Source organism: Haemophilus sp. CCUG 60358 (assembly GCF_001679485.1).
In the GTDB taxonomy this organism is placed as follows: Bacteria; Pseudomonadota; Gammaproteobacteria; order Enterobacterales; family Pasteurellaceae; genus Haemophilus_D.
The window spans coordinates 138,340-162,519 of the sequence record NZ_LZOZ01000019.1 but is presented as its reverse complement, the minus strand read 5'-3'; the positions used below and the strand labels follow the sequence as shown (position 1 = coordinate 162,519).

23 protein-coding genes are annotated in these 24,180 nt (G+C 39.3%); 14 read left to right on the top strand and 9 right to left on the bottom strand.

Going from position 1 to position 24,180, the window contains the following annotated elements; all coding sequences use genetic code 11:
* Positions 1–62 precede the first annotated feature (62 nt).
* From A9500_RS09840 to A9500_RS09825, 4 genes are all read right to left on the bottom strand, one after another.
* Positions 63–989 carry an aminoimidazole riboside kinase gene (locus A9500_RS09840; protein ID WP_065244797.1) on the bottom strand — a complete coding sequence of 309 codons (927 nt, stop codon included), beginning with the start codon at positions 987–989 and terminating at the stop codon, positions 63–65.
* Between the two features lie 75 nt (positions 990–1,064).
* Positions 1,065–2,252, bottom strand: a complete 1,188-nt coding sequence (gene tyrS / locus A9500_RS09835) for a tyrosine--tRNA ligase (RefSeq protein WP_005695949.1) — start codon at positions 2,250–2,252, stop codon at positions 1,065–1,067.
* A 208-nt stretch (positions 2,253–2,460) separates the two neighbouring features.
* Entirely contained in the window at positions 2,461–3,177 is a 717-nt protein-coding gene (sfsA, locus tag A9500_RS09830; RefSeq protein ID WP_065244796.1) for a DNA/RNA nuclease SfsA, read from the bottom strand.
* 91 nt (positions 3,178–3,268) lie between these two features.
* Complete coding sequence (locus A9500_RS09825; RefSeq protein ID WP_049366926.1) at positions 3,269–4,015, bottom strand: SIMPL domain-containing protein; 747 nt, start codon at positions 4,013–4,015, stop codon at positions 3,269–3,271.
* A 242-nt stretch (positions 4,016–4,257) separates the two neighbouring features.
* Between A9500_RS09825 and A9500_RS09820 the strand changes: the two genes are divergently transcribed.
* The 4 genes from A9500_RS09820 (at position 4,258) to odhB (ending at position 9,990) form a co-directional block, all read left to right on the top strand.
* Positions 4,258–4,920, top strand: a complete 663-nt coding sequence (locus tag A9500_RS09820; RefSeq protein WP_005699490.1) for a Bax inhibitor-1/YccA family protein — start codon at positions 4,258–4,260, stop codon at positions 4,918–4,920.
* A 125-nt stretch (positions 4,921–5,045) separates the two neighbouring features.
* Positions 5,046–5,750 carry a helix-hairpin-helix domain-containing protein gene (locus A9500_RS09815; RefSeq protein ID WP_065244795.1) on the top strand — a complete coding sequence of 235 codons (705 nt, stop codon included), beginning with the start codon at positions 5,046–5,048 and terminating at the stop codon, positions 5,748–5,750.
* A 148-nt stretch (positions 5,751–5,898) separates the two neighbouring features.
* On the top strand, positions 5,899–8,706 hold the full coding sequence (gene sucA, locus A9500_RS09810; protein WP_065244794.1) for a 2-oxoglutarate dehydrogenase E1 component: 2,808 nt from the start codon (positions 5,899–5,901) through the stop codon (positions 8,704–8,706).
* A 57-nt stretch (positions 8,707–8,763) separates the two neighbouring features.
* Positions 8,764–9,990 (top strand): 2-oxoglutarate dehydrogenase complex dihydrolipoyllysine-residue succinyltransferase, encoded by a 1,227-nt coding sequence (odhB, locus tag A9500_RS09805; RefSeq protein ID WP_065244793.1) that lies wholly within the window; start codon positions 8,764–8,766, stop codon positions 9,988–9,990.
* 101 nt (positions 9,991–10,091) lie between these two features.
* Here the strand turns inward: odhB and cytX are convergent, their stop codons facing one another.
* Positions 10,092–11,270, bottom strand: coding sequence for a putative hydroxymethylpyrimidine transporter CytX (gene cytX, locus A9500_RS09800; protein ID WP_065244792.1), 1,179 nt, complete (start codon positions 11,268–11,270; stop codon positions 10,092–10,094).
* Positions 11,271–11,414: 144 nt separating this feature from the next.
* On the opposite strand from cytX, the gene sucC reads away from it, so the two are divergent.
* The 5 genes from sucC (at position 11,415) to cysB (ending at position 16,236) form a co-directional block, all read left to right on the top strand.
* Positions 11,415–12,581 (top strand): ADP-forming succinate--CoA ligase subunit beta, encoded by a 1,167-nt coding sequence (gene sucC / locus A9500_RS09795; RefSeq protein ID WP_065244791.1) that lies wholly within the window; start codon positions 11,415–11,417, stop codon positions 12,579–12,581.
* Positions 12,582–12,583: 2 nt separating this feature from the next.
* On the top strand, positions 12,584–13,453 hold the full coding sequence (gene sucD / locus A9500_RS09790; protein WP_065244790.1) for a succinate--CoA ligase subunit alpha: 870 nt from the start codon (positions 12,584–12,586) through the stop codon (positions 13,451–13,453).
* Positions 13,454–13,575: 122 nt separating this feature from the next.
* Positions 13,576–14,199: an L-threonylcarbamoyladenylate synthase gene (locus A9500_RS09785; RefSeq protein ID WP_065244789.1), complete on the top strand. Its 624-nt coding sequence runs from the start codon at positions 13,576–13,578 to the stop codon at positions 14,197–14,199.
* A gap of 39 nt (positions 14,200–14,238) precedes the next feature.
* Positions 14,239–15,249 carry a 23S rRNA pseudouridine(2605) synthase RluB gene (gene rluB / locus A9500_RS09780; protein ID WP_083180424.1) on the top strand — a complete coding sequence of 337 codons (1,011 nt, stop codon included), beginning with the start codon at positions 14,239–14,241 and terminating at the stop codon, positions 15,247–15,249.
* Between the two features lie 15 nt (positions 15,250–15,264).
* The gene (gene cysB, locus A9500_RS09775; RefSeq protein ID WP_054419379.1) at positions 15,265–16,236 is read left to right on the top strand and encodes an HTH-type transcriptional regulator CysB; all 972 of its coding nucleotides are present in this window, start codon (positions 15,265–15,267) and stop codon (positions 16,234–16,236) included.
* Positions 16,237–16,291: 55 nt separating this feature from the next.
* Here the strand turns inward: cysB and A9500_RS09770 are convergent, their stop codons facing one another.
* Positions 16,292–17,356 carry an MFS transporter gene (locus tag A9500_RS09770; protein ID WP_065244788.1) on the bottom strand — a complete coding sequence of 355 codons (1,065 nt, stop codon included), beginning with the start codon at positions 17,354–17,356 and terminating at the stop codon, positions 16,292–16,294.
* Positions 17,357–17,454: 98 nt separating this feature from the next.
* A complete protein-coding gene (gene prmB, locus A9500_RS09765) occupies positions 17,455–18,399 on the bottom strand; it encodes a 50S ribosomal protein L3 N(5)-glutamine methyltransferase (RefSeq protein WP_065244787.1) in 945 nt (314 codons plus the stop codon).
* Positions 18,400–18,483: 84 nt separating this feature from the next.
* Here prmB and smrB point away from each other — a divergent pair, with 84 nt between their 5' ends.
* A complete protein-coding gene (smrB, locus tag A9500_RS09760; protein ID WP_065244786.1) occupies positions 18,484–18,993 on the top strand; it encodes an endonuclease SmrB in 510 nt (169 codons plus the stop codon).
* Positions 18,994–19,026: 33 nt separating this feature from the next.
* On the opposite strand, the gene argS is transcribed toward smrB, so the two are convergent.
* Positions 19,027–20,760: an arginine--tRNA ligase gene (gene argS, locus A9500_RS09755; RefSeq protein ID WP_065244785.1), complete on the bottom strand. Its 1,734-nt coding sequence runs from the start codon at positions 20,758–20,760 to the stop codon at positions 19,027–19,029.
* An 88-nt stretch (positions 20,761–20,848) separates the two neighbouring features.
* On the opposite strand from argS, the gene A9500_RS09750 reads away from it, so the two are divergent.
* From A9500_RS09750 to dapD, 4 genes are all read left to right on the top strand, one after another.
* The gene (locus A9500_RS09750; RefSeq protein WP_065244784.1) at positions 20,849–21,418 is read left to right on the top strand and encodes a VOC family protein; all 570 of its coding nucleotides are present in this window, start codon (positions 20,849–20,851) and stop codon (positions 21,416–21,418) included.
* Between the two features lie 4 nt (positions 21,419–21,422).
* Positions 21,423–21,722 (top strand): hypothetical protein, encoded by a 300-nt coding sequence (locus A9500_RS09745; RefSeq protein WP_049365853.1) that lies wholly within the window; start codon positions 21,423–21,425, stop codon positions 21,720–21,722.
* A gap of 23 nt (positions 21,723–21,745) precedes the next feature.
* On the top strand, positions 21,746–22,210 hold the full coding sequence (locus tag A9500_RS09740) for a glycine zipper 2TM domain-containing protein (RefSeq protein ID WP_065244783.1): 465 nt from the start codon (positions 21,746–21,748) through the stop codon (positions 22,208–22,210).
* A gap of 145 nt (positions 22,211–22,355) precedes the next feature.
* Complete coding sequence (gene dapD, locus A9500_RS09735) at positions 22,356–23,183, top strand: 2,3,4,5-tetrahydropyridine-2,6-dicarboxylate N-succinyltransferase (protein WP_065244782.1); 828 nt, start codon at positions 22,356–22,358, stop codon at positions 23,181–23,183.
* Positions 23,184–23,255: 72 nt separating this feature from the next.
* Here dapD and tehB read toward each other — a convergent pair whose 3' ends face one another.
* On the bottom strand, positions 23,256–24,116 hold the full coding sequence (tehB, locus tag A9500_RS09730) for an SAM-dependent methyltransferase TehB (protein ID WP_065244781.1): 861 nt from the start codon (positions 24,114–24,116) through the stop codon (positions 23,256–23,258).
* Positions 24,117–24,180: the final 64 nt, after the last annotated feature.

Genomic DNA, 24,180 nt, shown 5'->3' with positions numbered 1-24,180 from the left:
CGTGATCGTGCCTCGTTAATGTGATCGGGTATCAAAGGTGCAATAATTTGCACCTTTAATCCTTAGTTGGCTAGGAACGCTGCTAATTGTGCTTTATTGGGTAGCGCAGACATCGCCCCTTTTGCTGTTGTAGCAAGGGCACCACAAGCATTGGCTTGACGGATAATTTGCACAAGCACATCATTTTCCTTCCAGTTTGGATGCTGTGAAAGACCTGCAAGCAGACCACCAACGAAGGCATCGCCAGCACCCGTTGTATCAACAGGCTGTAAGGGTTTTCCAGAAATCACATCTTTCTTACCTTCTAAGTGATAGAGTGCACCATCTTTACCTAAAGTCACGATAATCAATTTTTCAGGATAAAGTGCGGTCACTTTTTCAAAGGCTTTTTCAAGGCTGTCAGTATTGGTTAAAAGCGTTAATTCTTCTTCAGAGAATTTCAATACGTCAGCCAATGCAACGGCTTCCATGACCACGGTTTTCATTTCTTCTAAGCTTGACCAAAGTGATTCACGTAGATTTGGATCGAAAGAGAAGAAACCACCAGCAGCTTTAATACGACGAATTGCTTCAAAAGTGGCTTCGCGAGATGGATTATTAATCAGCGCAATAGAGCAGCAATGTAGCCATTCACCTTGTTGGAAAGGCGGTAAATCACTGGCTTGTAAGAACTGATCCGCACTTGGGTTTACCATAAAGGTAAAACTACGTTCGCCATTATCTAAGCCAACTACAACCGTAGAGGTGCGATGTTGCGGATCTAAAATCATATGTTGTGTATTCACATTTTCCGCATTTAAGGTGTCTTGCATAAATTGGCCAAGGGGATCGTTACCTACGCGACCAATAAAGGCACTTGGACTACCTAAACGTGCTACGCCAACAGCCACATTTGCAGGGGCGCCACCGGCACAACGTAAATAATGATTTTCACCGTCAGGAATAAGATCGACAACCGCATCGCCAGTTACCCAGATTTTTTGGCTCATATTATTTTCCTTCTATTGTGGATATCAGTTAAAAAATAACCGCACTTAAAAAGAGCGGTCATTTTCATAGGTGTTTTATGCGATGGTTACGCGTGCAAACTTACGTTTACCGACTTGGTAAACATTTGTACCTTTTGGTGCATTGGCTTTCATGTCTTCGACTTTTTCGCCATTGATTTTCACTCCACCTTGCTTCGCTGAGCGAATCGCTTCAGAAGTAGAAGGAACCAGTCCTGCTTCTTTTAATAAGGTGGCTAAACCAATTTCGCCTTCAAAGGTGAATTCAGGCATTTCATCCGGCATCGCACCTTTTTGGAAACGGTTAATAAATTCTTGTTCAGCTGCTTCTGCAGCCGCTTCATCATGGAAACGTGCAATGATCTCTTTCGCTAGTAAAATCTTCACATCACGTGGGTTTTTACCATTTGCTACTTCTGCTTTTAATTCTGCAATTTCAGTGAGTGGACGGAAAGAAAGTAAGTTATACCAATCCCACATTAATTCATCCGAGATCGACATGATTTTACCGAACATATCGCTTGGTGCATCTGTCACGCCGATGTAGTTGCCTAATGATTTAGACATTTTCTTCTCACCGTCTAAACCAACAAGTAATGGAAGCGTAATCGCTACTTGTGGTTTCTGACCGGCTGATTTTTGTAATTCACGACCAACAAGTAAGTTGAATTTTTGGTCTGTACCACCAAGTTCCACGTCAGCTTCTAAAGCAACAGAGTCATGACCTTGTAATAAAGGATAAATAAATTCGTGAATTGCGATAGGTTGGTTGTTACCAAAACGTTTTTTGAAGTCATCACGTTCTAGCATACGCGCTACGGTGTAGTTACTTGCTAAACGGATCATTCCTTCAGTACCCAATTTACCCAACCATTCAGAGTTGAATACGATTTTCGTTTTTTGTGGGTCTAGAATTTTGTAAATCTGTTCTTTATAGGTTTCTGCATTGCGAAGCACATCTTCGCGACTAAGCGGTGGGCGAGTGGTATTTTTGCCCGATGGGTCGCCGACCATACCCGTGAAATCACCAATTAAGAAATAGACTTCGTGGCCTAATTGTTGGAATTGACGAAGTTTGTTTAATACCACGGTATGCCCTAAGTGAATATCCGGAGCAGTAGGGTCTGCACCAAGTTTAATTTTAAGAGGGCGATTTTCTTTCAGTTTTTCGATTAAATCCGCTTCAGAAAGAATCTCATCAGTACCGCGTTTTAGTTCTGCGAGAACGGTATTAATATCAGTCATTCTATTTCCTAATGTTATTTTAATATTAAAGGCTACATTATAGAGAATATGGCTGAAATGAAAAGATTGAGATGAAAAAAAACGCCTATTTGTGGGGAAATAGGCGTGAAGTTGGAGTGATTATCTGTTTGTTTTTGGAATGGCTAGATGATAACTATTATCAAATACCTTGTCAATAACAAAATGCAAATAATTCTCAATTATTTTTTTAATTGATGTAAGGTACACTTTCTGTGAGAGAAAGTGCGGTCGGAATTCCATCTGAGATTTCAAATTTTCCCGCATAAGCATAAGCTTCAACGCCCTGAGATTTGGCGTCTTTTAAAAGGCGATCATATTCAGGATCTACAAACTCAGCGATTTTAAAACGATCGAAACCATTATGTAATCCAGCAAAGAGGACAACCGCTCGATGTCCTTGTTTTTTCATGGCTAAAAGCTCACGAACATGTTTTTGTCCACGAGTAGTCACCGCATCGGGAAACATTCCTAATGTACCTTTTACGAAGGTGATGGATTTCACTTCAACATAACAATCTGGCAAGCCTTCACCTTTAAGCAAGAAGTCGATACGGCTATTTTCTTCACCATATTTCACTTCAGGATAAATTTCATCATACATAGCGAGTTCTTTGATTTGTTTATTTTGCAAGGCTTCAAAGACTAACTGATTGGATCTGTGCGTGTTAATACAAACAAGTTGGCCATTTGTTAATTGCGTTAATTCCCAACTGTGTGGATATTTGCGAGTTTGGCTATCAGAATGAGAGTACCAAACGGTATCACCTTTTTCACCACAGCCAGTCATTGCGCCAGTATTTGCACAATGAATCGTGATCACTTCGCCATTTGGTAATTCAATATCAGTCAAAAAACGCTTATAGCGGCGAATTAATTTTGCGGATTGTAGAGTAGGGAGTTGCATAGCTTATTCCTTGTTAAAAGAAAGTGCGGTCGAATTTAATGATGAAATTGACCGCACTTTGTTCTTATAAATGTTTGGTTATATTAAACAATTATTCAATGGCATATTCAATAGTGACGACTAAGCGTGCTTTTTTCTCAATCGTGCTTGTGTCGTAGCTACCAGTGTAATCGCTAGAATCATCTGCATCGGGATTTGGCGCTTGAATGTAAAATGGCCCTTGAGAAGCGGATTTTAATACACCAACTTTTACATTACTGGTTTTCGCAAACTCTTCAGCACGAACATGTGCATCTTGTGTGGCTTTTGAAATTAATTCACGTTTAATTTGTTCAAGATTTTCTAAGTAATAGTTTGGATCACCAAAACTAATGTCTTGGTTGTTGGCAACTAATTGGTGAATATTGGTGAGTGCTTTTTGTAACTTAGTCAGTTCTTTGGTTGAAATTCTGATTGCTCTTGAAGCATCAAAGCCATTGTCTCTACTTTTGGTTTCACCTTTTTCATTTTCATAATAGTCAGTATGAGTAGAAACATCTAATTCTGTAATTTCTCGATTTTCATCAGCGAAACCTTGTGCTTTAAGGAAACGAACGGCTTCATTCAAGTTTTTTTGATTCGCTGCCATTGCATCATTATATGTTGGGCCCCAACCGCTTACACGAATAACCCATGTTCCTTGTGTTGAGGTGTAATGACTTTCTGCCAAGCCCTTAACTGAAATAGAGCCGGTCTGGCGTAAATTTTTAAATTGATTACCTAAGATAAACGCTGATGCCATCAATCCAACTGCGAGAATGATGCCAAAAATAGCGAGATAAGATTTTTTGCTGTTCATATAGTGTCCATGATGTGGAGTAAATAGAATGCTCATTATAATGTAATTCAGCTTGTTGAGTAAGTTAATTTATTCACTATAACGCATATAAAAAATAACTTTAAAAGTTGACCGCACTTTTACCTTCCTAAATTTAAAAATTAAAACAAATTCTTGATTTACCATTGACTTTTTGACCTATAGCCCTTACTTTACGGATTGATGTTTCATCAACTTTATTCTTTGTAAAATAAGGAGCTTTTATGCAATCTCGCATTGTTGTTAATTCACAGGAAGAATCACTACTTAGCACACATAAAGTGCTACGTAACACCTATTTCTTATTGGGATTAACGATGGCATTTTCGGCAGTTGTTGCTTATATCTCTATGAGCTTAAACTTGCCTTATCCAAATCTTATCGTGTTACTTGTGGGTTTTTACGGTTTACTTTTTGTCACAAATCGTTTAGCAAATAGTGCGTGGGGGATCTTGGCAGCGTTCGCGTTCACTGGGTTTATGGGCTATACCATTGGGCCAATTTTAAATATGTATGTGGCGAGAGGAATGGAAGATTTGATTATGCTTGCTTTCGCAGGTACAGCAATCGTCTTTTTTGCTTGTTCAGCTTACGTGCTAACAACGAAGAAAGATATGTCTTTCCTTTCTACCGCAATTTTCTCATTATTTATCGTGTTATTGTTAGGAATTGTGGCAAGCTTCTTCTTCCAAATTCCAGCACTAGCGGTAGGGATCAGTGCATTGTTTGTGGTATTCTCAACAATGACAATCCTCTATGAAACCAGCAATATTATTCACGGTGGCGAAACAAACTACATTCGTGCAACAGTGAGTATTTATGTGTCAATTTACAACTTATTCATCAGCTTATTAAGATTACTTTCTATCTTCTCAAGCGATGATTAGTCAGCATTAAATTTAAAGACGCTCCTTATTAGGGGCGTTTTTTTGTTTTGAACTAATTTTCTTAAGATAAGTCTTAGCATACAGGTTCGCTTGTCGAGCCCATTAATAACAAAACAGGAGTTTTTATGAAATCTTTAAAATCACTTTTAACATTAACATCACTTGCATTAGCCGTATCTGGTTCTGCATTGGCAACGAATACATCTGTATTACCAACAAAAGAATCAGTCGTAACTAATTCAAAATCAATGGTTGAAAGTACAAAAGCTGATGTGAAAAATGCGGCAAATGATAAGCTTAAATCAATGACGGATAGTGCGAGCTCAACGAAATCAAACGCATTGGATAAAGTTAATACCGCTAAAGAAAAAGCGACTTCCGCGAAAGATGCAGTGAAAGATAAAGCAACTTCTGCAAAAGATGCGGTAAAAGAGAAAGCATCTGCTTTAAAAGAAAAAGCGACTGAGAATAATCAACCGTCAATTAAAGACAAAGCCACTGAAAAATTCAATTCAGTTAAAGATAATGCGAAAGAAAAAGCATCTGAAGCAAAAACAAAAGCCGCAGATAAAGTAAAAGAAGTGAAAGAAAAAGCGACTTCAACAAAAGAGTCAGCAAAAGAGAAAGTGGCTTCTTCTGCAAAAGTAAACATCAATAAAGCGGATGCAGAAACATTACAAAAACTTTCTGGTATCGGTGAGAAAAAAGCACAAGCGATTATTGATTACCGTAACAAAGTGGGCAAAATCAAAAGTGCTGCTGAGCTTTCTAATATTGATGGTATCGGTGAAGCTACAATTGAAAAAATTACGCCATTCTTAAGTTTCTAAGAAAACTCAGATAAAACAGACCGCACTTTATGTGCGGTTTTTTGTTGAAGTAGATCACAAAATTGTAACAAAGTGTGATTTGAGGATTATTTCTTTTTTTATCCTATGTATAATGGGTGGACAACATCATGTAATACAAGGGGTAGATATGCAGCATTACAGTGCCTTTGATGAATGGTTGGCTTCAACCGCTTTGGGTGGTTCTAATCAATCGTATATTGAGGAATTATACGAACGTTATTTAGAAGATCCATCTTCAGTCGATGAAAGCTGGCGTGCTACGTTTGATGCATTGCCGAAAACAACCGCAGTAGAGCAACCACATTCACCAGTCCGTGATTATTTCCGTCGCTTAGCGAGAGAAAATACAACAGAAGCTGTGACGGTTATCGATCCAGAAGCCAGTGCCAAATTAGTTAAAGTCCTCCAATTTATCAATGCTTATCGCTTCCGCGGTCATTTAGAAGCGAAACTTGACCCAATCAATTATTATCGCTGGAAAGTATCCACCGTACCTGAATTGGATTACCGTTATCACGGTTTTACCGAACAGGATCTCAATGAAACCTTCAATATTAATCACTACGTCTATCATCGCGATAACATCAAGTTAGGTGATTTAGCTGAAATGCTGAAAGAGACCTATTGCGGCTCAATTGGTCTTGAGTTTATGCATGTTCAAGATATGGAGCAAAAAAGTTGGCTACAAAGCAAATTAGAAAGCCAATTAAATAAACCGCTCTTTACCAAAGAAGAAAAAATTAATTTATTAAGTGAATTGACCGCTGCAGATGGCTTAGAACGCTATCTCGGTGCAAAATTCCCGGGGGCAAAACGTTTCTCTTTAGAGGGAAGTGATGCCTTTATTCCATTGATGAAAGAAATTATTCGTCATGCGAGCAAACAAGGTGTACAAGATGTGATGTTTGGTATGGCACACCGTGGTCGTTTAAATATGTTAGTAAACGTGCTCGGTAAGAAACCCGAAGATCTTTTTGACGAGTTTGCGGGTAAACATTCAGGCGAGCGTACAGGTGATGTGAAATACCACCAAGGTTTCTCTTCTGACTTCGCAGTCGGTGAGCGTCGCGTGCATTTAACCCTTGCATTCAACCCATCCCATTTAGAAATTGTTAGCCCAGTAGTTATTGGTGCTGTACGTTCTCGTCAAACCAAAAAGAATGATACAGAGCGTAATCAAGTATTAGCGGTTACTGTTCATGGGGATTCCGCGGTAGCGGGACAAGGTGTTGTACAAGAAACCTTGAATATGTCTAATGCACGTGGTTATACCGTTGGTGGCACAATCCGTATTGTGATCAATAACCAAATTGGTTTTACCACCTCTAACCCAAATGACACCCGTTCAACAGAATATTGTACTGATATCGCGAAAATGATTCAGGCACCGATTATTCATGTGAATGGTGATGATCCTGAAGCAGTGGCTTTTGCGGCGAGAATGGCGGTGGAATATCGCAATTTATTCAAACGCGATATTTTCGTTGATCTGATTTCTTATCGTCGTCATGGTCATAATGAGGCTGATGAACCATTAGCCACTCAACCAATGATGTATAGCATCATTAAAAAACATCCAACGCCACGTAAAGTCTATGCAGATCGTTTAATTGCTGAAGGGGTAATTACCGAAGAAGAAGCCATCGAGATGATGAATCTTTATCGTGATGCTTTAGATAACGGCGATCGTGTAGTGAAAGAATGGCGAGAAATGGATATTGCCCAAATGGACTGGTTGCAATATCTCAACTATGACTGGACATCCCCTTACGAAAGTAAATTCCCACAAGAACGTTTCCAAACTTTAGCGGAGCGTGTCAGTGAATACCCAGAAACCTTGCGTGCACATCCTCGTGTCGAAAAAATCTATGCTGATCGCCGTGAAATGGCAAAAGGCGAGAAATTGTTCGATTGGGGTATGGCGGAAACTATGGCATACGCAACCTTATTAGATGAAGGTGCTAATGTTCGTTTATCGGGTGAAGATGCAGGACGTGGTACATTCTTCCATCGCCATGCAGTTGTGCATAATCAAAATGACGGAACAGGCTATGTGCCATTAACTCATTTGCACGCCAACCAAGGTCGTTTTGAGGTGTGGGATTCAGTATTATCCGAAGAAGCTGTATTGGCTTTTGAATATGGTTATGCGACAACAGATCCAAAAACATTAACCATTTGGGAAGCACAGTTTGGTGACTTCGCAAACGGTGCACAAATCGTGATTGACCAATTTATCAGTTCTGGTGAACAAAAATGGGGCAGAATGTGTGGCTTGGTGATGTTATTACCACATGGTTATGAAGGCCAAGGTCCAGAGCACTCATCAGCTCGTTTAGAACGTTATTTACAACTTTGTGCAGAACAGAATATGCAAGTGTGTATTCCATCTACACCAGCACAGGTTTACCACATGCTACGTCGTCAATCGATCCGTAAAATGCGTCGTCCATTAATTGGTATTTCACCAAAATCTTTATTACGTCATCCACTTGCCGTGTCAAGTTTAGATGAATTAGTAAATGGCACATTCCAAACAGTCATTGGTGAAATTGATAACATCGATCCGAAACAAGTTAAACGAGTCGTCCTATGCTCAGGTAAAGTGTATTACGATCTCTTGGAACAACGTCGAGCGAATAACCAAACAGATGTGGCGATTATTCGTATTGAGCAGCTTTATCCGTATCCACATGAAGATGTGAAGAAAGCGTTAGAGCCTTATGCTCATGTAACGGATTATGTATGGTGTCAAGAAGAGCCATTAAACCAAGGCGCTTGGTATTGTAGTAAGCATAACTTTGACAGCTCGCTTCCAGAGCATGTGAAGTTAAAATATGCAGGTCGTCCTGCCTCTGCTTCACCAGCGGTAGGTTATATGTCTTTACACACCAAACAGCAAAAACAATTGGTAGAAGACGCGCTGACACTGTAAAAGTGCAGTCGAAATTTCAGTAATTTTTAAAGAAAGAATAATTTAAAGGAAAATAAAATGACAATTGAAATTCTTGTTCCAGATTTACCGGAATCCGTTGCGGATGCAACTGTTGCAACATGGCATAAAAAAGTTGGTGAGACGGTAAAACGTGACGAAGTATTAGTAGAAATTGAAACAGATAAAGTGGTACTTGAAGTACCAGCCTTAAGCGATGGCGTAGTGACTGAAATTCTTCAAGAAGAAGGTGCAACCGTAGTAAGTAAACAGCTTTTAGGTAAACTTTCTACCCAACAGGCTGGCGATATTTCAACTGAAACAGTGAAAGACAATGAGCCAACACCTGCTGATCGTCAAAGAGCAGCCATTGAAAATAGTCATAATAATTCAGCTGATCAAGGTCCAGCTATTCGTCGTTTATTAGCTGAACACGATTTAGATGCAGAGAAAATTCAAGGTTCTGGTGTGGGTGGTCGTATTACCCGTGAAGATATTGCGCGTGAAGTGGCAAAACGTGATGCTCAAAAAGCAAAACAAGATGTGGCAACAGAGCAGAATACCATTAGCACCGTGGCATATAGCTCTCGTTCAGAAAAACGCGTACCAATGACCCGTTTACGTAAACGTATTGCGGAACGTTTATTGGAAGCGAAAAATACCACCGCAATGCTCACTACATTCAATGAAGTGGATATGCAGCCGATTATGAAATTACGTAAAACATACGGCGAGAAATTTGAGAAACAGCATGGTGTACGTTTAGGCTTTATGTCTTTCTACATTAAGGCTGTAGTTGAAGCGTTAAAACGTTATCCAGAAGTGAATGCCTCAATTGACGGTGATGACATTGTGTATCACAACTATTTTGATATTAGCATTGCCGTTTCAACGCCGCGTGGTTTGGTAACACCGGTATTACGCAACTGCGATAAACTCAGTATGGCGGATATTGAGAAACAAATTAAAGCACTAGCAGAAAAAGGCCGTGATGGTAAATTAACCGTTGAAGATTTAACAGGCGGTAACTTCACCATTACTAATGGTGGCGTATTTGGTTCTTTAATGTCCACACCAATTATCAATCCACCGCAAAGTGCAATTTTAGGCATGCATGCCATCAAAGAGCGCCCGGTTGCGGTAGATGGCCAAGTTGTGATTCGTCCGATGATGTATTTGGCCTTATCTTATGACCACCGTTTAATTGATGGTCGTGAATCAGTCGGCTTTTTAGTGGCGATTAAAGACTTATTGGAAGATCCAACTCGTTTATTATTAGAAATTTAAGCACACAGGCTTTTCTCTTTTGAGGGGAAAAGCCTTTTTTATATTGAAGTGAATAAAAGGGCGGGAACAATGCCCGCCTTTCTATCATTAAAATCTAATCTTTATTTAGCTATTTTGCGTACTAAGATTGCTAAGATAAAGGTAATGATGATAACAGGGAAAGTCAGACCTAAATCGGTTTCCCAACCTTTTTCCATAAGGAAACGATAGAGTACGAAGCCGACAAACCAAACGCCGAGTCCAACACTATCAACTGATTTTTTAACATCATGCTGTTTAAGCACAAAGAAATCAGCGATAAGCACAGCGATCATTGGCGCGAATACTGAACCAATAAAGAACAAGAAATGTTCGTATTCTGTCACTGGTAAGGTTGAGGCTAATATAATGCCCACAATCACGGTAAGTACGGAGATTGGCGTGACTTTTAATTGAGGGAAAATATTGTTTAAACTCATGCCGGTGGAATAGGCGGGAAGTGCAGTGTTAATCATGGTAGAGGCGATCACAATTAATACGCCGATAACACTTACACCAGCAAGAGAAAGAATTTGTGAGATTTCAGATTTACCGGTCACTAATGCTGCACCTAAGCCGAGAGCATACATCCAGCAGCTGGTCGCGGTATAAGTTAGCGTTGAAAGTGCGGTCGTTTTAAATGGTGTTTCGCTGTTCTTCGTGTGGTCAGATACTACTGGTAACCAAGAAAGTGGCATGACGGCAGCAATTTCTACAGCAGTACCAAATTTAATATTTTGTGCAACGTCCATGGCAATAAATGGTTTATTAGCTACTTGAATACTTAGCCACAGCATCAGTAAAAACATGGTGACAAGTGAGAGGCTTTTGAAGATACCTAATTTAGTGAAGCCGAGCAGTAGCCAAAGTATGATGAGTATGCCTAAGCCAAGTGTAAGGAATGGAAAGATGGAAGCATCAGCTGTTTGATTTAAGATAGAAATGACTTCAGCCCCCATATAAATCATGACAGCAGTCCATCCCATCAGTTGCATGGCATTGAGTAAAGAGAAAAGCGCAGAACCTTTTTCACCAAATGATATTTGTACCGTTTTCATGGCACTTTTTTGGGTTTTTGCACCGATGTAACCTGCACAGAAAAACATCGAACCACCAATAAAGTGCCCAACGACGATGGCAATTAAACCTTGTTGCCACCCTAGAGGAGCAAACCAAGTACCCGTGAGAATTTCTGCCATTGAAATAGCAGCAGTAAACCAAATGAGCGCAATCGCAAGATTGCTTGATTTTTTTGTTTGCATGTTATTATCCTTAACATGGATTGTGGTTATTCTGGCTCAGTATATAACTCAATATGTAAAGAGCAAGCCCAGAATTTAAAATAAAACAAAGTGCGGTCAAATTTTTGTTTGTTTCGCTAAACAACATCAAAATAGGAAGGAAATATGAATTTACATGAGTACCAAGCCAAGCAGCTTTTTAAGCAATATGATTTGCCTGTGAGTGAAGGAGTCGTATGTCAAACAGCAGATGAAGCTGAAATGGCGCTCTTTCAGCTAAATGGCGATGTTTGGATAGCGAAATGTCAAGTTCACGCAGGTGGACGTGGAAAAGCTGGTGGTGTGAAACTTGTACATAATACCGAAGAAGCGCGTGCTTTTGCGGATAAATGGCTTGGACAACATTTAGTGACCTTCCAAACCGATAAAAAAGGCCAACCCGTTAATAGCATTTATATTGAAGAAACTTGCCAGATTGATAAAGAACTCTACTTAGGGGCAGTGATTGATCGTGCTTCACAGAAAGTCGTTTTTATGGCGTCTTCAGCTGGAGGCATGAATATTGAAGATGTGGCAAGAGAAACGCCTGAGCTAATCCATAAAGTTGCCATTGATCCTTTGGTTGGTGGTATGCCATATCAAGGTCGCGAATTAGCCTTTAAACTTGGCTTAAATGGTGAGCAAAATAAACAATTTGCTGCTATTTTTGTGAAATTATCGCAGCTTTTTATCGAAAAAGATTTTTCTTTAGTTGAAGTGAATCCACTCGTGGTGACGAAAGAAGGTCACTTAATTTGTCTCGATGCGAAAGTAGGCATTGATGATAACTCACTTTATCGTCATCCTGATTTGCTAGCCTTACGCGATTTAAGTCAAAGTGATTCTCGTGAAGCAGAAGCTGAAAAATATCAGCTTAACTATGTCGCCTTGAAAGGTGATATCGGCTGTATGGTTAATGGCGCCGGACTAGCTATGGGAACCATGGATATCGTGAAATTATATGGCGGTAATCCAGCAAACTTCCTTGATGTGGGTGGCGGTGCAACGAAAGAGCGTGTAGCTGAAGCCTTCAAAATTATTCTCACGGATAAAAATGTGAAATCTGTCTTAGTGAATATTTTTGGTGGAATCGTACGTTGCGATCTTATTGCTGAAGGGGTTGTTGCGGCGATTCAAGAAATCGGTGTAAAAGTGCCCGTTGTGGTTCGATTAGAAGGAACCAATGCTCCGCAAGGCAGAGCAATTTTAGCCGAAAGTGGTGTAAATTTAATTGCAGCGCATACTTTACAGGAAGCTGCACAAGCGGCAGTGAAAGCAGCAAAAGGAGAATAATCATGGCGATTTTAATTAATAAAAACACAAAAGTAATTTGCCAAGGTTTCACCGGTGCGCAAGGGACATTTCACTGTGAGCAAGCATTGGCTTATGGTACAAAGTTAGTCGGTGGGATTTCACCGAATAAAGGCGGAACTACGCACTTAGGTTTACCAGTATTTAATACAGTACGTGAAGCAGTAAAAGCGACAGGCGCTACGGCAACCATGATTTATGTACCAGCACCATTTTGTAAAGATGCAATTTTTGAAGCCATTGATGCAGGCATTCAGTTAGTAGTTTGTATTACAGAAGGTATTCCAACATTGGATATGTTGTTAGTGAAACAAAAATTAAATGAAACGGGTGTCGTGATGATCGGGCCGAATTGCCCAGGCGTGATTACACCAGATGAATGCAAGATTGGTATTATGCCAGGGAATATCCATAAAAAAGGCCGAGTAGGCATTGTTTCTCGCTCAGGTACGTTGACCTATGAGGCGGTACAACAGACAACAGATGAAGGTTTTGGTCAATCTACTTGCGTAGGGATCGGTGGCGATCCTATTCCAGGATCCAACTTCATTGATATTCTAAAACGTTTCCAAGAAGATCCTGAAACTGAAGCTATCGTGATGATTGGCGAAATCGGTGGCTCAGCAGAAGAAGAGGCTGCTGCGTTTATTAAATCTCATGTGACAAAACCTGTAGTGGCTTATATCGCTGGCGTGACGGCACCAAAAGGCAAGCGTATGGGACACGCTGGAGCGATTATCAGCGGTGGAAAAGGAACGGCAGAAGATAAAATTGCTGCACTTGAAGCAGCTGGCGTGAAGACAGTGAGAAGTCTTGCTGAAATCGGTTCAGCCCTCCGTGAATTGTTGAAATAAACTACTTAAAAAATTGACCGCACTTTGGATTCGTTTTCAAAGTGCGGTCTTTTTTTATAACAAATTCTTATAACTACATCTAAATCGGTGTATAATCTCGTCAGTTTTTTAAGGACAAAATTATGAGCCAATTTTTCTATATCCACCCTGAAAATCCGCAAGCGCGTTTGATTAATCAAGCGGTAGAAATCTTACGTAAAGGTGGTGTCATTGTGTACCCGACAGATTCGGGCTATGCCTTAGGCTGTATGATCGGTGATAAACATGCGATGGATCGTATTATTGCGATTCGTAAATTGCCAGAAGGGCATAATTTTACGTTGGTATGTAGCGATTTATCCGAGCTTTCAACCTACGCAACGGTGAGCAATTCGGCTTATCGTTTAATTAAAAACAATACGCCGGGACGTTACACCTTTATTTTAACGGCAACGAAAGAACTTCCACGCCGATTAATGACCTCAAAACGCAAGACCATTGGATTGCGTGTGCCGGATAACCAAATCGCTTTGGATTTATTGAAAGCATTAGGTGAACCGATTCTATCTTGCTCACTGATGTTGCCTGATAATGAACATATGACTTATTCCGATCCAGAAGAGATTCGTGAATGTTTAGAACGTCAAGTGGATTTAATTATTCATGGTGGCTATTTAGGTCAAGAGCCAACAACGGTGGTAGATTTAACGGAAGAATCGCCAGTAATTTTACGTGAAGGAAGTGGTAGTACCGATCCTTTCATTTAACTTATTTTAGACGCTTGGGAAAGCGACAAAGGAAAACAGATGAAACCTATTCAAAAATCAGTCAGACAAGAACGTGAAAAACAAGCGGGAAAGCAACCGCACTTTGAGCGTAAAGATCGTAAAAGTGCGGTCAATTCTGACATCAAATCAACCCCTAAAGCTAAGGTAGCTAGACCATCGCGTCAATCTACTGTAGAAGGTGAAAAATTACAGAAAGTGCTTGCGCGTGCAGGGCAAGGCTCTCGTCGTGAAATTGAAGCGATGATTGCTGAAAACCGTGTGAGTGTCGATGGCAAAATGGCGACTCTTGGCGATCGTATTGATGTACATTCTGGTGTAAAAGTGCGTATTGATGGTCGAATCATCAACCTTCAACAAGCACAAAAAGAAGTATGCCGTGTATTAATGTATTACAAACCAGAAGGCGAACTTTGTACCCGCAGCGATCCTGAAGGTCGTGCAACTGTATTTGATCGTTTACCACGCTTAAATGGCGCAAGATGGATTGCAGTCGGTCGTTTAGATATTAATACTTCGGGCTTATTACTTTTCACGACAGATGGTGAATTAGCTAACCGTTTAATGCACCCAAGCCGTGAAGTTGAACGTGAATATTCCGTGCGTGTATTTGGTCAAGTGGACGATGCCATGTTAGCGCGTTTACGTAAAGGTGTGCAGTTGGAAGATGGTCCAGCCAATTTCAAAGAAATCAAATTTGCGGGCGGTGTTGGGATTAACCAATGGTACGACGTGACTCTAATGGAAGGTCGTAATCGTGAAGTGCGTCGTCTATGGGAATCACAAGGTATTCAGGTGAGTCGCTTAATTCGCATTCGTTACGGCAACATTAAGCTAATGAAAGGCTTACCGCGTGGTGGCTGGGAAGAAATGGATCTGGAAAACGTCAACTATCTACGTGAGTTAGTGGGCTTACCACCAGAAACCGAAACCAAATTAGACGTAACCAAACCTCGTCGTCGACCAAAATCAGGTCAAATTCGTAAAGCAGTAAAACGTTATACTGAGTTAAGTAAACGCTATAAAAAATAATAGGTGGTATTAGCGATGAAAATGCAGCAACTTCGCTATATTGTTGAGATTGTAAACCAAAATTTAAACGTGACAGAAGCGGCTAACGCACTTTATACCTCTCAACCTGGTATCAGTAAACAGGTTCGCTTGTTAGAAGATGAATTGGGTTTAGAGATTTTTGAACGTAATGGTAAACACATTAAATCTATTACACCAGCGGGTAAAAAGATTGTAGCTATTGCCCGTGAGCTTTTGGTGAAAGCACAAAGCATTAAATCGGTTGCCAATGAATATACCTGTCCGAATCATGGCGTGTTACGCATTGCGACAACCAATACACAAGCGCGTTATATGCTGCCAGGTGTGGTGGAACGTTTCTCTAAACAATATCCAGATGTAAGTTTGCATATTCATCAAGGTTCACCCACTCAAATTCATGATGCGTTGATTTCTGGCGAAGTAGATTTAGCGATTACGACAGAGGCACCGTATCTTTTTGATGATTTAATTCAATTGCCTTGCTATTTATGGAATCGTTCGGTGATTGTTAAACCCGATCATCCTTTAGCAAAAGTGAAAGAGCTTACCGTTGAAGAATTAGGTAAATATCCGTTAGTCACTTATACCTTCGGCTTTACTGGTGTATCTGATTTGGATTATGCGTTTAATCGCGCGGGTATTTTGCCGAATATTGTGTTTACTGCAACAGATGCTGATGTGATTAAAACCTACGTGCGTTTAGGATTAGGTGTGGGCATTATGGCATCTATGGCGCATACGCCAGCCGATACGGATTTAGTGGCGATTGATGCAGGGCATTTGTTCCGTGCGAGTATGACGCAAATTGCGTTTAAACACAGCACATTCTTACGCAACTATATGTATGATTTTATCGAATTTTTCTCACCGCACTTAACGCGTCCAATGGTTGAAAAAGCCGAGAGATTGCGTGATAACAATGCCGTGAAGAAATTGTTTGATAATGTCGAATTAGATGTGAAGTAAAATAGCAAAAATAAAAGGGCGGTCAGAATTTAAGGCGAATTCTGACCGCTCTTTTTTACAATAAAAATAAATGTGGCACTAGGTTCATGACGATAACTGTTGCGATAGAAAGCAATAATCGTGATGAGCCAAAGATAAAACCTCGGTTGGTACCATTATCAAATTTTACTAATAAATTCGCCATTGCTGTTAAGGCATAGACTTCAATCACCGTGAAGATGACTAAGTAAATGTAAGCGGAAACCACAGAAATATATTTCAACGTAATAAACCAAGGCAAGATAATACCCACAGCCAGGATTGGCGCCACCCATAAGGTTTGTTTAATCGTTAAATTAATTTTTCGAGAAAAATAACTTTGTAATGAGACTGTCAGTAAACCATTCACAAAAAGTGCAATGGGGGCGTGTTCTGGCATCCCTAATTTGTTATCAAACAGGAACGGGAAGATCACAAAGAATGAGGTTGCAATGGAAAGGGGAATAAACAACATCAAATGCACAAATAAAAATTCTTTGGTGATGATTTCTTTTATTTGGGCAAAGCGAAATTTCACTAAGGTTTGCAAAGTTTGGATTTGATAAAACGGTTTTACCATTAAGGCAAAGAGAACCGCTTCCATAGCAAAGCAGACCCAAATCAACCATTCAATATGATTGTATTTGATAAAAGGAATCACTAACAAAGGTGCAAACATAGACGACATAGAGGAGACTTTTAAATATTTTCCCTGTAATCGAGTTTTCTCTTTGTATTCTTCGCCTGCGAGCACCAATAGGCAGGCTTTCGCATTGGTACCAAACAAACAGCTGCCTAAGCCAAAACAGGTAGTGGCAATTAAAAGCAGAATGTAATTGTCTGCAGAGAGAAAGAAAATATAGGCGATCACATCTAAAAAGCATCCAAGCAACATTATTTTGGCCAGTCCAAAACGATCGCCCCAGATACCGGCTAAAATGGCTAATGCTTGATTGCAGAAGAAAAGCAACGAGAGTGAAAAGGCTATTTCACTGTTACTTAAGCCTTTTCCTTGTAAATAGATGAAAAATACCGTTTGCATGGAAAAGAATGCAAGGGTAGAAAAGAAACGACGAGTCAGTAAAAGTTTTTGTAAATTCATTGTGTTATTAAAAAAAAGAAAAGCACGCGTTAAGAACGCGCGCCAGTAATTGGTTAAGTGAGGTCAAAATTCACGACGATTTTTAACCGCACTTGAGATTAAAAAGAATCGTGATATTTCACTAAATCTTCGCGGCTGATGACAAATACACCTAGACCGCCATTTTTTAGTTCAACCCATTCAAATGGTACATCTGGATATTGCTCGATAAGGCTCACCATGCTGTTGCCCACTTCACAAACGAGCATGCCATTGGGCGTTAAATAATCCGGTGCTTGTTTTAAAATTTGTTTCGTGATTTCTAACCCATCAACACCGGAACCTAAGGCTAATTCAGGCTCATAATGGAATTCTTCCGGCATATCTGCCAAATCTTCTTCATCCACATAAGGTGGGTTGGTTACAATTAAATCATATTGTTGACCGAATAGATTTTGGAATAAATCTGATTGAATCGGGAAAACACGGTGTTCTAATTGGTGGCGTGCAATATTGATTTCCGCCACATTTAACGCATCCACAGAAAGATCGACTGCATCCACTTCAGCCTCAGGAAAGGCTTCAGCAGTAGCAATCGCGATACAACCACTTCCTGTACAAAGATCTAAAATACGTTTTGGTTCAGATTTTAAAAGCGGAGCAAATTTATCTTGGATTAATGCACTGATTGGTGAGCGAGGAATAATCGTACGCTCATCCACATAAAACTCTAATCCGCAAAACCACGCACTATTCGTTAAATAAGCAACAGGGACACGTTGCTCAATTCGGCTTAAGACTAATTGAACTAAAGTTTCTTTTTCTGAAGGAGTAAGTTTGCTACTGAATAAATCTTGCGGCAAATCGAGCGGTAATTGAAGCCCTGCAAGCACTAATTGAAGAGTTTCATCCCACGCATTGTCATGGCCTTGTCCGTAATAAATATCAGAACGGTTAAATGTGCTGTATGTCCAGCGTAAAAAATCTTGAATGGTTGTTAATTCACTTGCCACATTATCTTCTAAAATTATCGCAACAAGCTCTTGATTGTGTAAGGTTTCCATTTTGTGCCTCAATAAAAATTTTGGCTAGTTATACCATAGAATAGATGTGCTATCATTAAGCAAAATAACAAATTGAGAAAAATAATGACAGAACAAGATGATTTCGATCTTTTTCGGGCGGAAACAAAAGGGATCAAACCCATCAAGCAAGATACCTTTGTGGCACCGCGTCAAAAGAGCGGTCAAAAAAAATCCCATTTACGTGATATTCGAGAAAAAGAAGATACGCTTTTCTATTTTTCCGATGAATATGAACCCTTGCTAAATGAACATGATGGTGTCATCAAATATTTACGTGAAGGGGAAGATAGCCATTTATTGAAACAACTTCGTCGTGGCGATTTTTCACCCGAATTATTTTTGGATCTACATGGTTTAACCCGTGAGCAAGCCAAAATGGAATTGGCAGCACTGCTGTTAGCTTGTGAAGATGAGCATGTTTATTGCGCAAGCATCATGACTGGCTATGGAACCTTTACGTTGAAAAAACAAATTCCACGTTGGTTAGTTCAGCACCCTAAAGTCCGAGCGTTACACCAAGCTCCCAAAGAATGGGGCGGAGAAGCGGCGATACTTATTTTAGTGGATGTATAAATCAAAAGTGCGGTCGAAATTGACCGCACTTTTTTACATTTTTTCGATTGTCTTAATGCCTAATAACTCTAAACCTTGTTTTAAAGTTTTCTCTGTAAGAGAAGCGAGTTTTAAACGGCTTAATTTTACGTTTTCATCTTCTGCATTTAAGATTGGGCAGTGTTCATAGAATGAAGAGAATACACCTGCCAATTCATATAAATAAGCACAGAGTACATGCGGTGTACCTTCTTTGCCCACCATTTGAACGGCTTCTTCAAATTGAAGTAATTTGATCGCTAATGCACGTTCTTTTTCATCAGAAAGCTGAATCTTAGCTTCAGCAAGTGCGGTTGGATTTACATCTGCTTTATTGAAGATAGAACGAATACGCGTGTAAGCATATTGCATATAAGGCGCAGTATTACCTTCAAAGCTGAGCATATTGTCCCAATCGAATACATAGTCAGTCGTGCGGTTTTTAGAAAGATCCGCATATTTCACCGAGCCAATACCTACCGCTTCAATAACCGCTATTTTTTCATCGTCAGATAAATTGGTATTTTTCTCGTTGATTAATACAGTTGCACGCTCAATCGCTTCATCTAATAAATCTGCTAATTTTACGGTGCCGCCAGTACGAGTTTTGAATGGTTTACCATCTTTACCTAACATCATGCCAAAGTTTTTATGTTCAAGTGAGAAGCTGTCTGGCACATAACCTGCTTTACGCGTAATTAACCAAGCTTGTTGCATGTGTTGGCTTTGACGAGTATCTGAGAACACTAATGCTCGATCCGCTTTTAAGGTTTCATAACGATATTTAGCAGCAGCAATATCTGTAGTGGTATAAAGGAAACCACCATCTTTCTTCTGAACGATAACGCCCATCGGTTCGCCTTCTTTATTCTTGAATTCATCAAGATAAACGACTAACGCCCCTTCATCTTCAACGGCTAAACCTTGTTTTTTTAGATCTTCAACGATAGCAGGTAACATCGGGTTGTAAAGACTTTCACCCATCACATCTTTTTCGGTTAACGTGACATTTAAGCGATCATAGTTGCGTTGATTTTGTTGCATGGTGATATCAACTAATTTTTTCCACATGGTGCGGCAATATTCATCTCCACCTTGTAATTTCACCACATAGTTACGTGCTTTTTCAGCGAAAGCTTCATCTTCATCATAGTGTTTTTTTGCTTCACGATAGAACGCTTCAAGATCTTGAAGTTCCATTTCGCTCGCATGTTCATTTTCCATTTTTTCAAGATAAGCAATTAGCATACCAAATTGTGTACCCCAGTCACCCACGTGGTTTGCACGAATAACGTTGTGACCTAAAAATTCAAGGGTACGAACAACAGCATCGCCAATAATAGTAGAGCGTAAGTGACCTACGTGCATTTCTTTCGCAACGTTTGGTGAAGAATAATCAATTACGATAGTTTGTTTTTCATTTGCGCTTACACCAAGATTTTGATCTTTTAATGCAGCAGAAACATTATTCGCTAACCAAGTTGGGTTTAAGAAAATGTTGATAAAACCCGGACCTGCAATTTCAGTTTTTTCCGCAATATCAGAAAGATCAGCATGATCTAAAACTTTTTGTGCAAATTCACGTGGATTTAATCCTAGTTTTTTAGCTGCAGCCATGATGCCGTTTGCTTGGTAGTCACCAAATTGCGGTTTACCAGATTGACGTATAAGCGCATCACATTGCTCATCTGCACCAGCGGCAATCATCGCTTGTTTAATTTTATCGGATAAAATAGATTGAATATTCACGGTTTTTCCTAATCTTGAAATTGAATAATGAAAATAATCGGCTATGATACCGTTGTTTATAGATTTCTCAAAGTAAGAGCAGGAGAAAATGTCAAATTTAATGGAAAAATCGACCGAACTTTATCAAGAATTGCCTTTATTCCAGGAAAAAATTCAGCAATTAGCTGCCGTAATGAAAGTGAATTTGGGTGATTATCAAATCGATCATTTAGCTTTAAGAGCAAATAGTGAAGAAAAAGCAAAAAATTGGCTGACAGAGTTATTAAAGTGCGGTAGAATTTTAAGCGATAATATCGTCAATGGGCGTCCTATCTATTTGATTGAATTAGATGAGCCAGTTGATTTCATTGGTCAGCCTGTCGATGTTATTGAATTACCGTTTCCTAAAAATAAACAATATCCCCAAGAAACTTGGGAACATATTGAAATTGTAATGCCGTTTTTATCTCATGAATCTGTTGAGGATTGGGTTAATCGGATTTGCAATACATTTTTATGGAAGGAACTAACTCAATTAACCATGAAGGTGAGCGAACCTAAGGTGGAAGGGGAGCAATTGCCCAATCCATCAATTGCAGTGAGTTTTGTTGATAAAACAGAAAATCATGTTTGCATAAAGGTTCATCCTTATACAATAAAGAAAATACTCGAGGTTTAGTGTAATGAAAAAAATTACCTTAGCATTAACTGTCTTATTAAGTTTAGGTTTATCAGCTTGTTCATCTCAATCACAAAAAGATGAAAGCGCTTATAAAGGTCAAGTTATCTTCACCGAATTACAAGGTGATGATGTAAAATTAACCGTTCGTAAAAACGACTGCTCATACAAACAAGAAGGTGAAACCGAAGTTATCGTTCACAAATACGATTCAACTTTAGTAACTGGTGCTTGTGTGAAAGTATCTGACAACGGTCAAGGCGTAAAAAACGTTTCTACTTGGTCTCCAAGAAACCCAATCTAATTCATTTTTAGAAGGTTAGTTTTATGAAAAAAGTAACAGTAGCATTAGCACTTATGATGTCTATCGGCTTAACTGGTTGTGCAAATACCGATATTTTTAGCGGTGATGTGTATGAAGCTGGACAAGCAAAAGAAGCACGTTCAATTAGCTATGGCACTATTGTTTCTGTTCGTCCGGTTAAGATCCAAGCTGATAATCCAGGTGTGATTGGTAGTGTTGGTGGCGGTGCTTTAGGTGGTATCGCTGGTAGCTCAATTGGTGGAGGCACAGGTCAGGCTATTGCAACCGCAGTAGGTGCAATTGGTGGTGCTATTATCGGAAGCAAAGTTGAAGAGAAAATGAGTCAAGTTAATGCTGCAGAACTTGTTATCAGAAAAGACAATAGAGAGGAAATCGTTGTTGTTCAAAAATCTGATCCTAGTTTTGTTGCAGGTCGTCGTGTGAGAATCGTTGGCGGTTCATCATTAAATGTTTCTGTTATTAACTAACTAAACGAAAAATAGAAAAAAGCGAACCATTAGGTTCGCTTTTTTTATGCTTAAAATCAAAAGAAAGTGCGGTTGTTTTTTGCTTGAAAGTCAAAAATATGATAAAACTATCAACCGTTATTTCACATCGACAATAGGAAGCAAAATGTCAAATTTACAACAAATTATTGAAGCAGCATTTGAAAAACGTGCAGACATCACGCCTAAAACAGTTGACGCACAAACTCGTGCAGCAATCGAAGAAGTGATCGAAGGATTAGATAGCGGTAAATACCGTGTTGCAGAAAAAATTGATGGTGAATGGATTACTCATCAATGGTTGAAAAAAGCAGTATTATTATCTTTCCGTATCAATGATAACCAAATTATTGATGGTGCAGAAACTAAATACTATGACAAAGTGGCATTAAAATTTGCGGACTATACAGAAGAGCGTTTTGCTCAAGAAGGTTTCCGTGTCGTACCTTCTGCAACAGTACGTAAAGGCGCATACATTTCTAAAAACTGTGTATTAATGCCATCTTATGTAAATATCGGTGCATACGTAGGTGAAGGTACCATGGTTGATACATGGGCAACTGTTGGTTCATGTGCGCAAATTGGTAAAAATGTTCACTTATCTGGTGGTGTAGGGATTGGTGGTGTATTAGAGCCATTACAAGCAAACCCAACCATTATCGGCGATAACTGTTTTATCGGTGCACGTTCTGAAGTCGTTGAAGGCGTGATTGTGGAAGATGGTTGTGTGATTTCTATGGGCGTATTTATCGGTCAATCAACGAAGATCTATGATCGTGAAACTGGTGAAGTGTTCTATGGTCGCGTTCCTGCTGGTTCTGTGGTTGTTTCAGGTAGCCTTCCATCAAAATGTGGTAAATACAGCTTATACTGTGCAGTGATCGTGAAAAAAGTTGATGCAAAAACTTTAGGTAAAGTAGGTATCAACGAATTATTACGTTCTATTGAAGAGTAATTAAAATCCTATAAAAAAATGACCGCACTTTATATAACAAAGTGCGGTCATTTTCTTTTCTAAATTAGCGAATTATTTTTTTCTTGCTAACATTGTCGCAAATTTTAATTTAATGCGATTACCGTTTTCATCGGTTTTATGTAATTCGCCCATATTTTCGTTGTATTCTAAGAATTCCCAATCTTTGTAGTATTCTTTTAATTCACCTTCAGAGAACGTAAATGAGAACGCTAATGGACAAGGTACCTCAGGTGTAGACATCGCTGCTACAATTAAGTTATAACCACCTGGGTTGGTGTGTTCTTGCATATTATTAATAATGGCAGGAATTCGCTCACGATTTAAGAACATAAATACCACGGTAGATAAAATGAAGTCGTAGTTTTCTTGAATATTGGCGGTGTTAATATCATAAACCGCAGTTTTAATATTTAAGTTTTCTTTATCTTTAGTTTCGTTTAAGAAGGCAATGCTGTTTTCGTTGTGATCCCAAGAAGTCACATCATAACCTTTTAAACTTAAATAAAGGGAGTTACGACCTTGTCCGCAGCCTAAATCTAATACTTTGCAAGGCTTAATAATTTTAGCTGCATCAACCACATCACCATGTGTTGCAGTCATATTATATTTTTTGCTGAAGTAATCTTCTTTTTTGCAATAGAAGCCAAGCGTACATTCTAAGTCATCAGAAAGTGCTTCAACTCGGTGCCAGGCTTGTGGCTCGACAAACGGAATGTTACTTTCTGGCGTGAAAATATGCTCAGCAATAACATCACCATCTTCAGTTAGCTCATAAAACTTAAGTTTACCTTTTAATACCGTAAGTTTGCCCCAAGTGCCCACTTTTGTATTGTGTTTTTCTTGGAACATTTTAGGTAGTTTATCTTTTGTCCAAACCGGCATTTGTTTATAGCAGATAAGTTCGTTTGTCATAATGAATTCCTTTTAACTTGCATGATAAATAGCTGATTGATATGGTAGGGTATTTGATTCTATT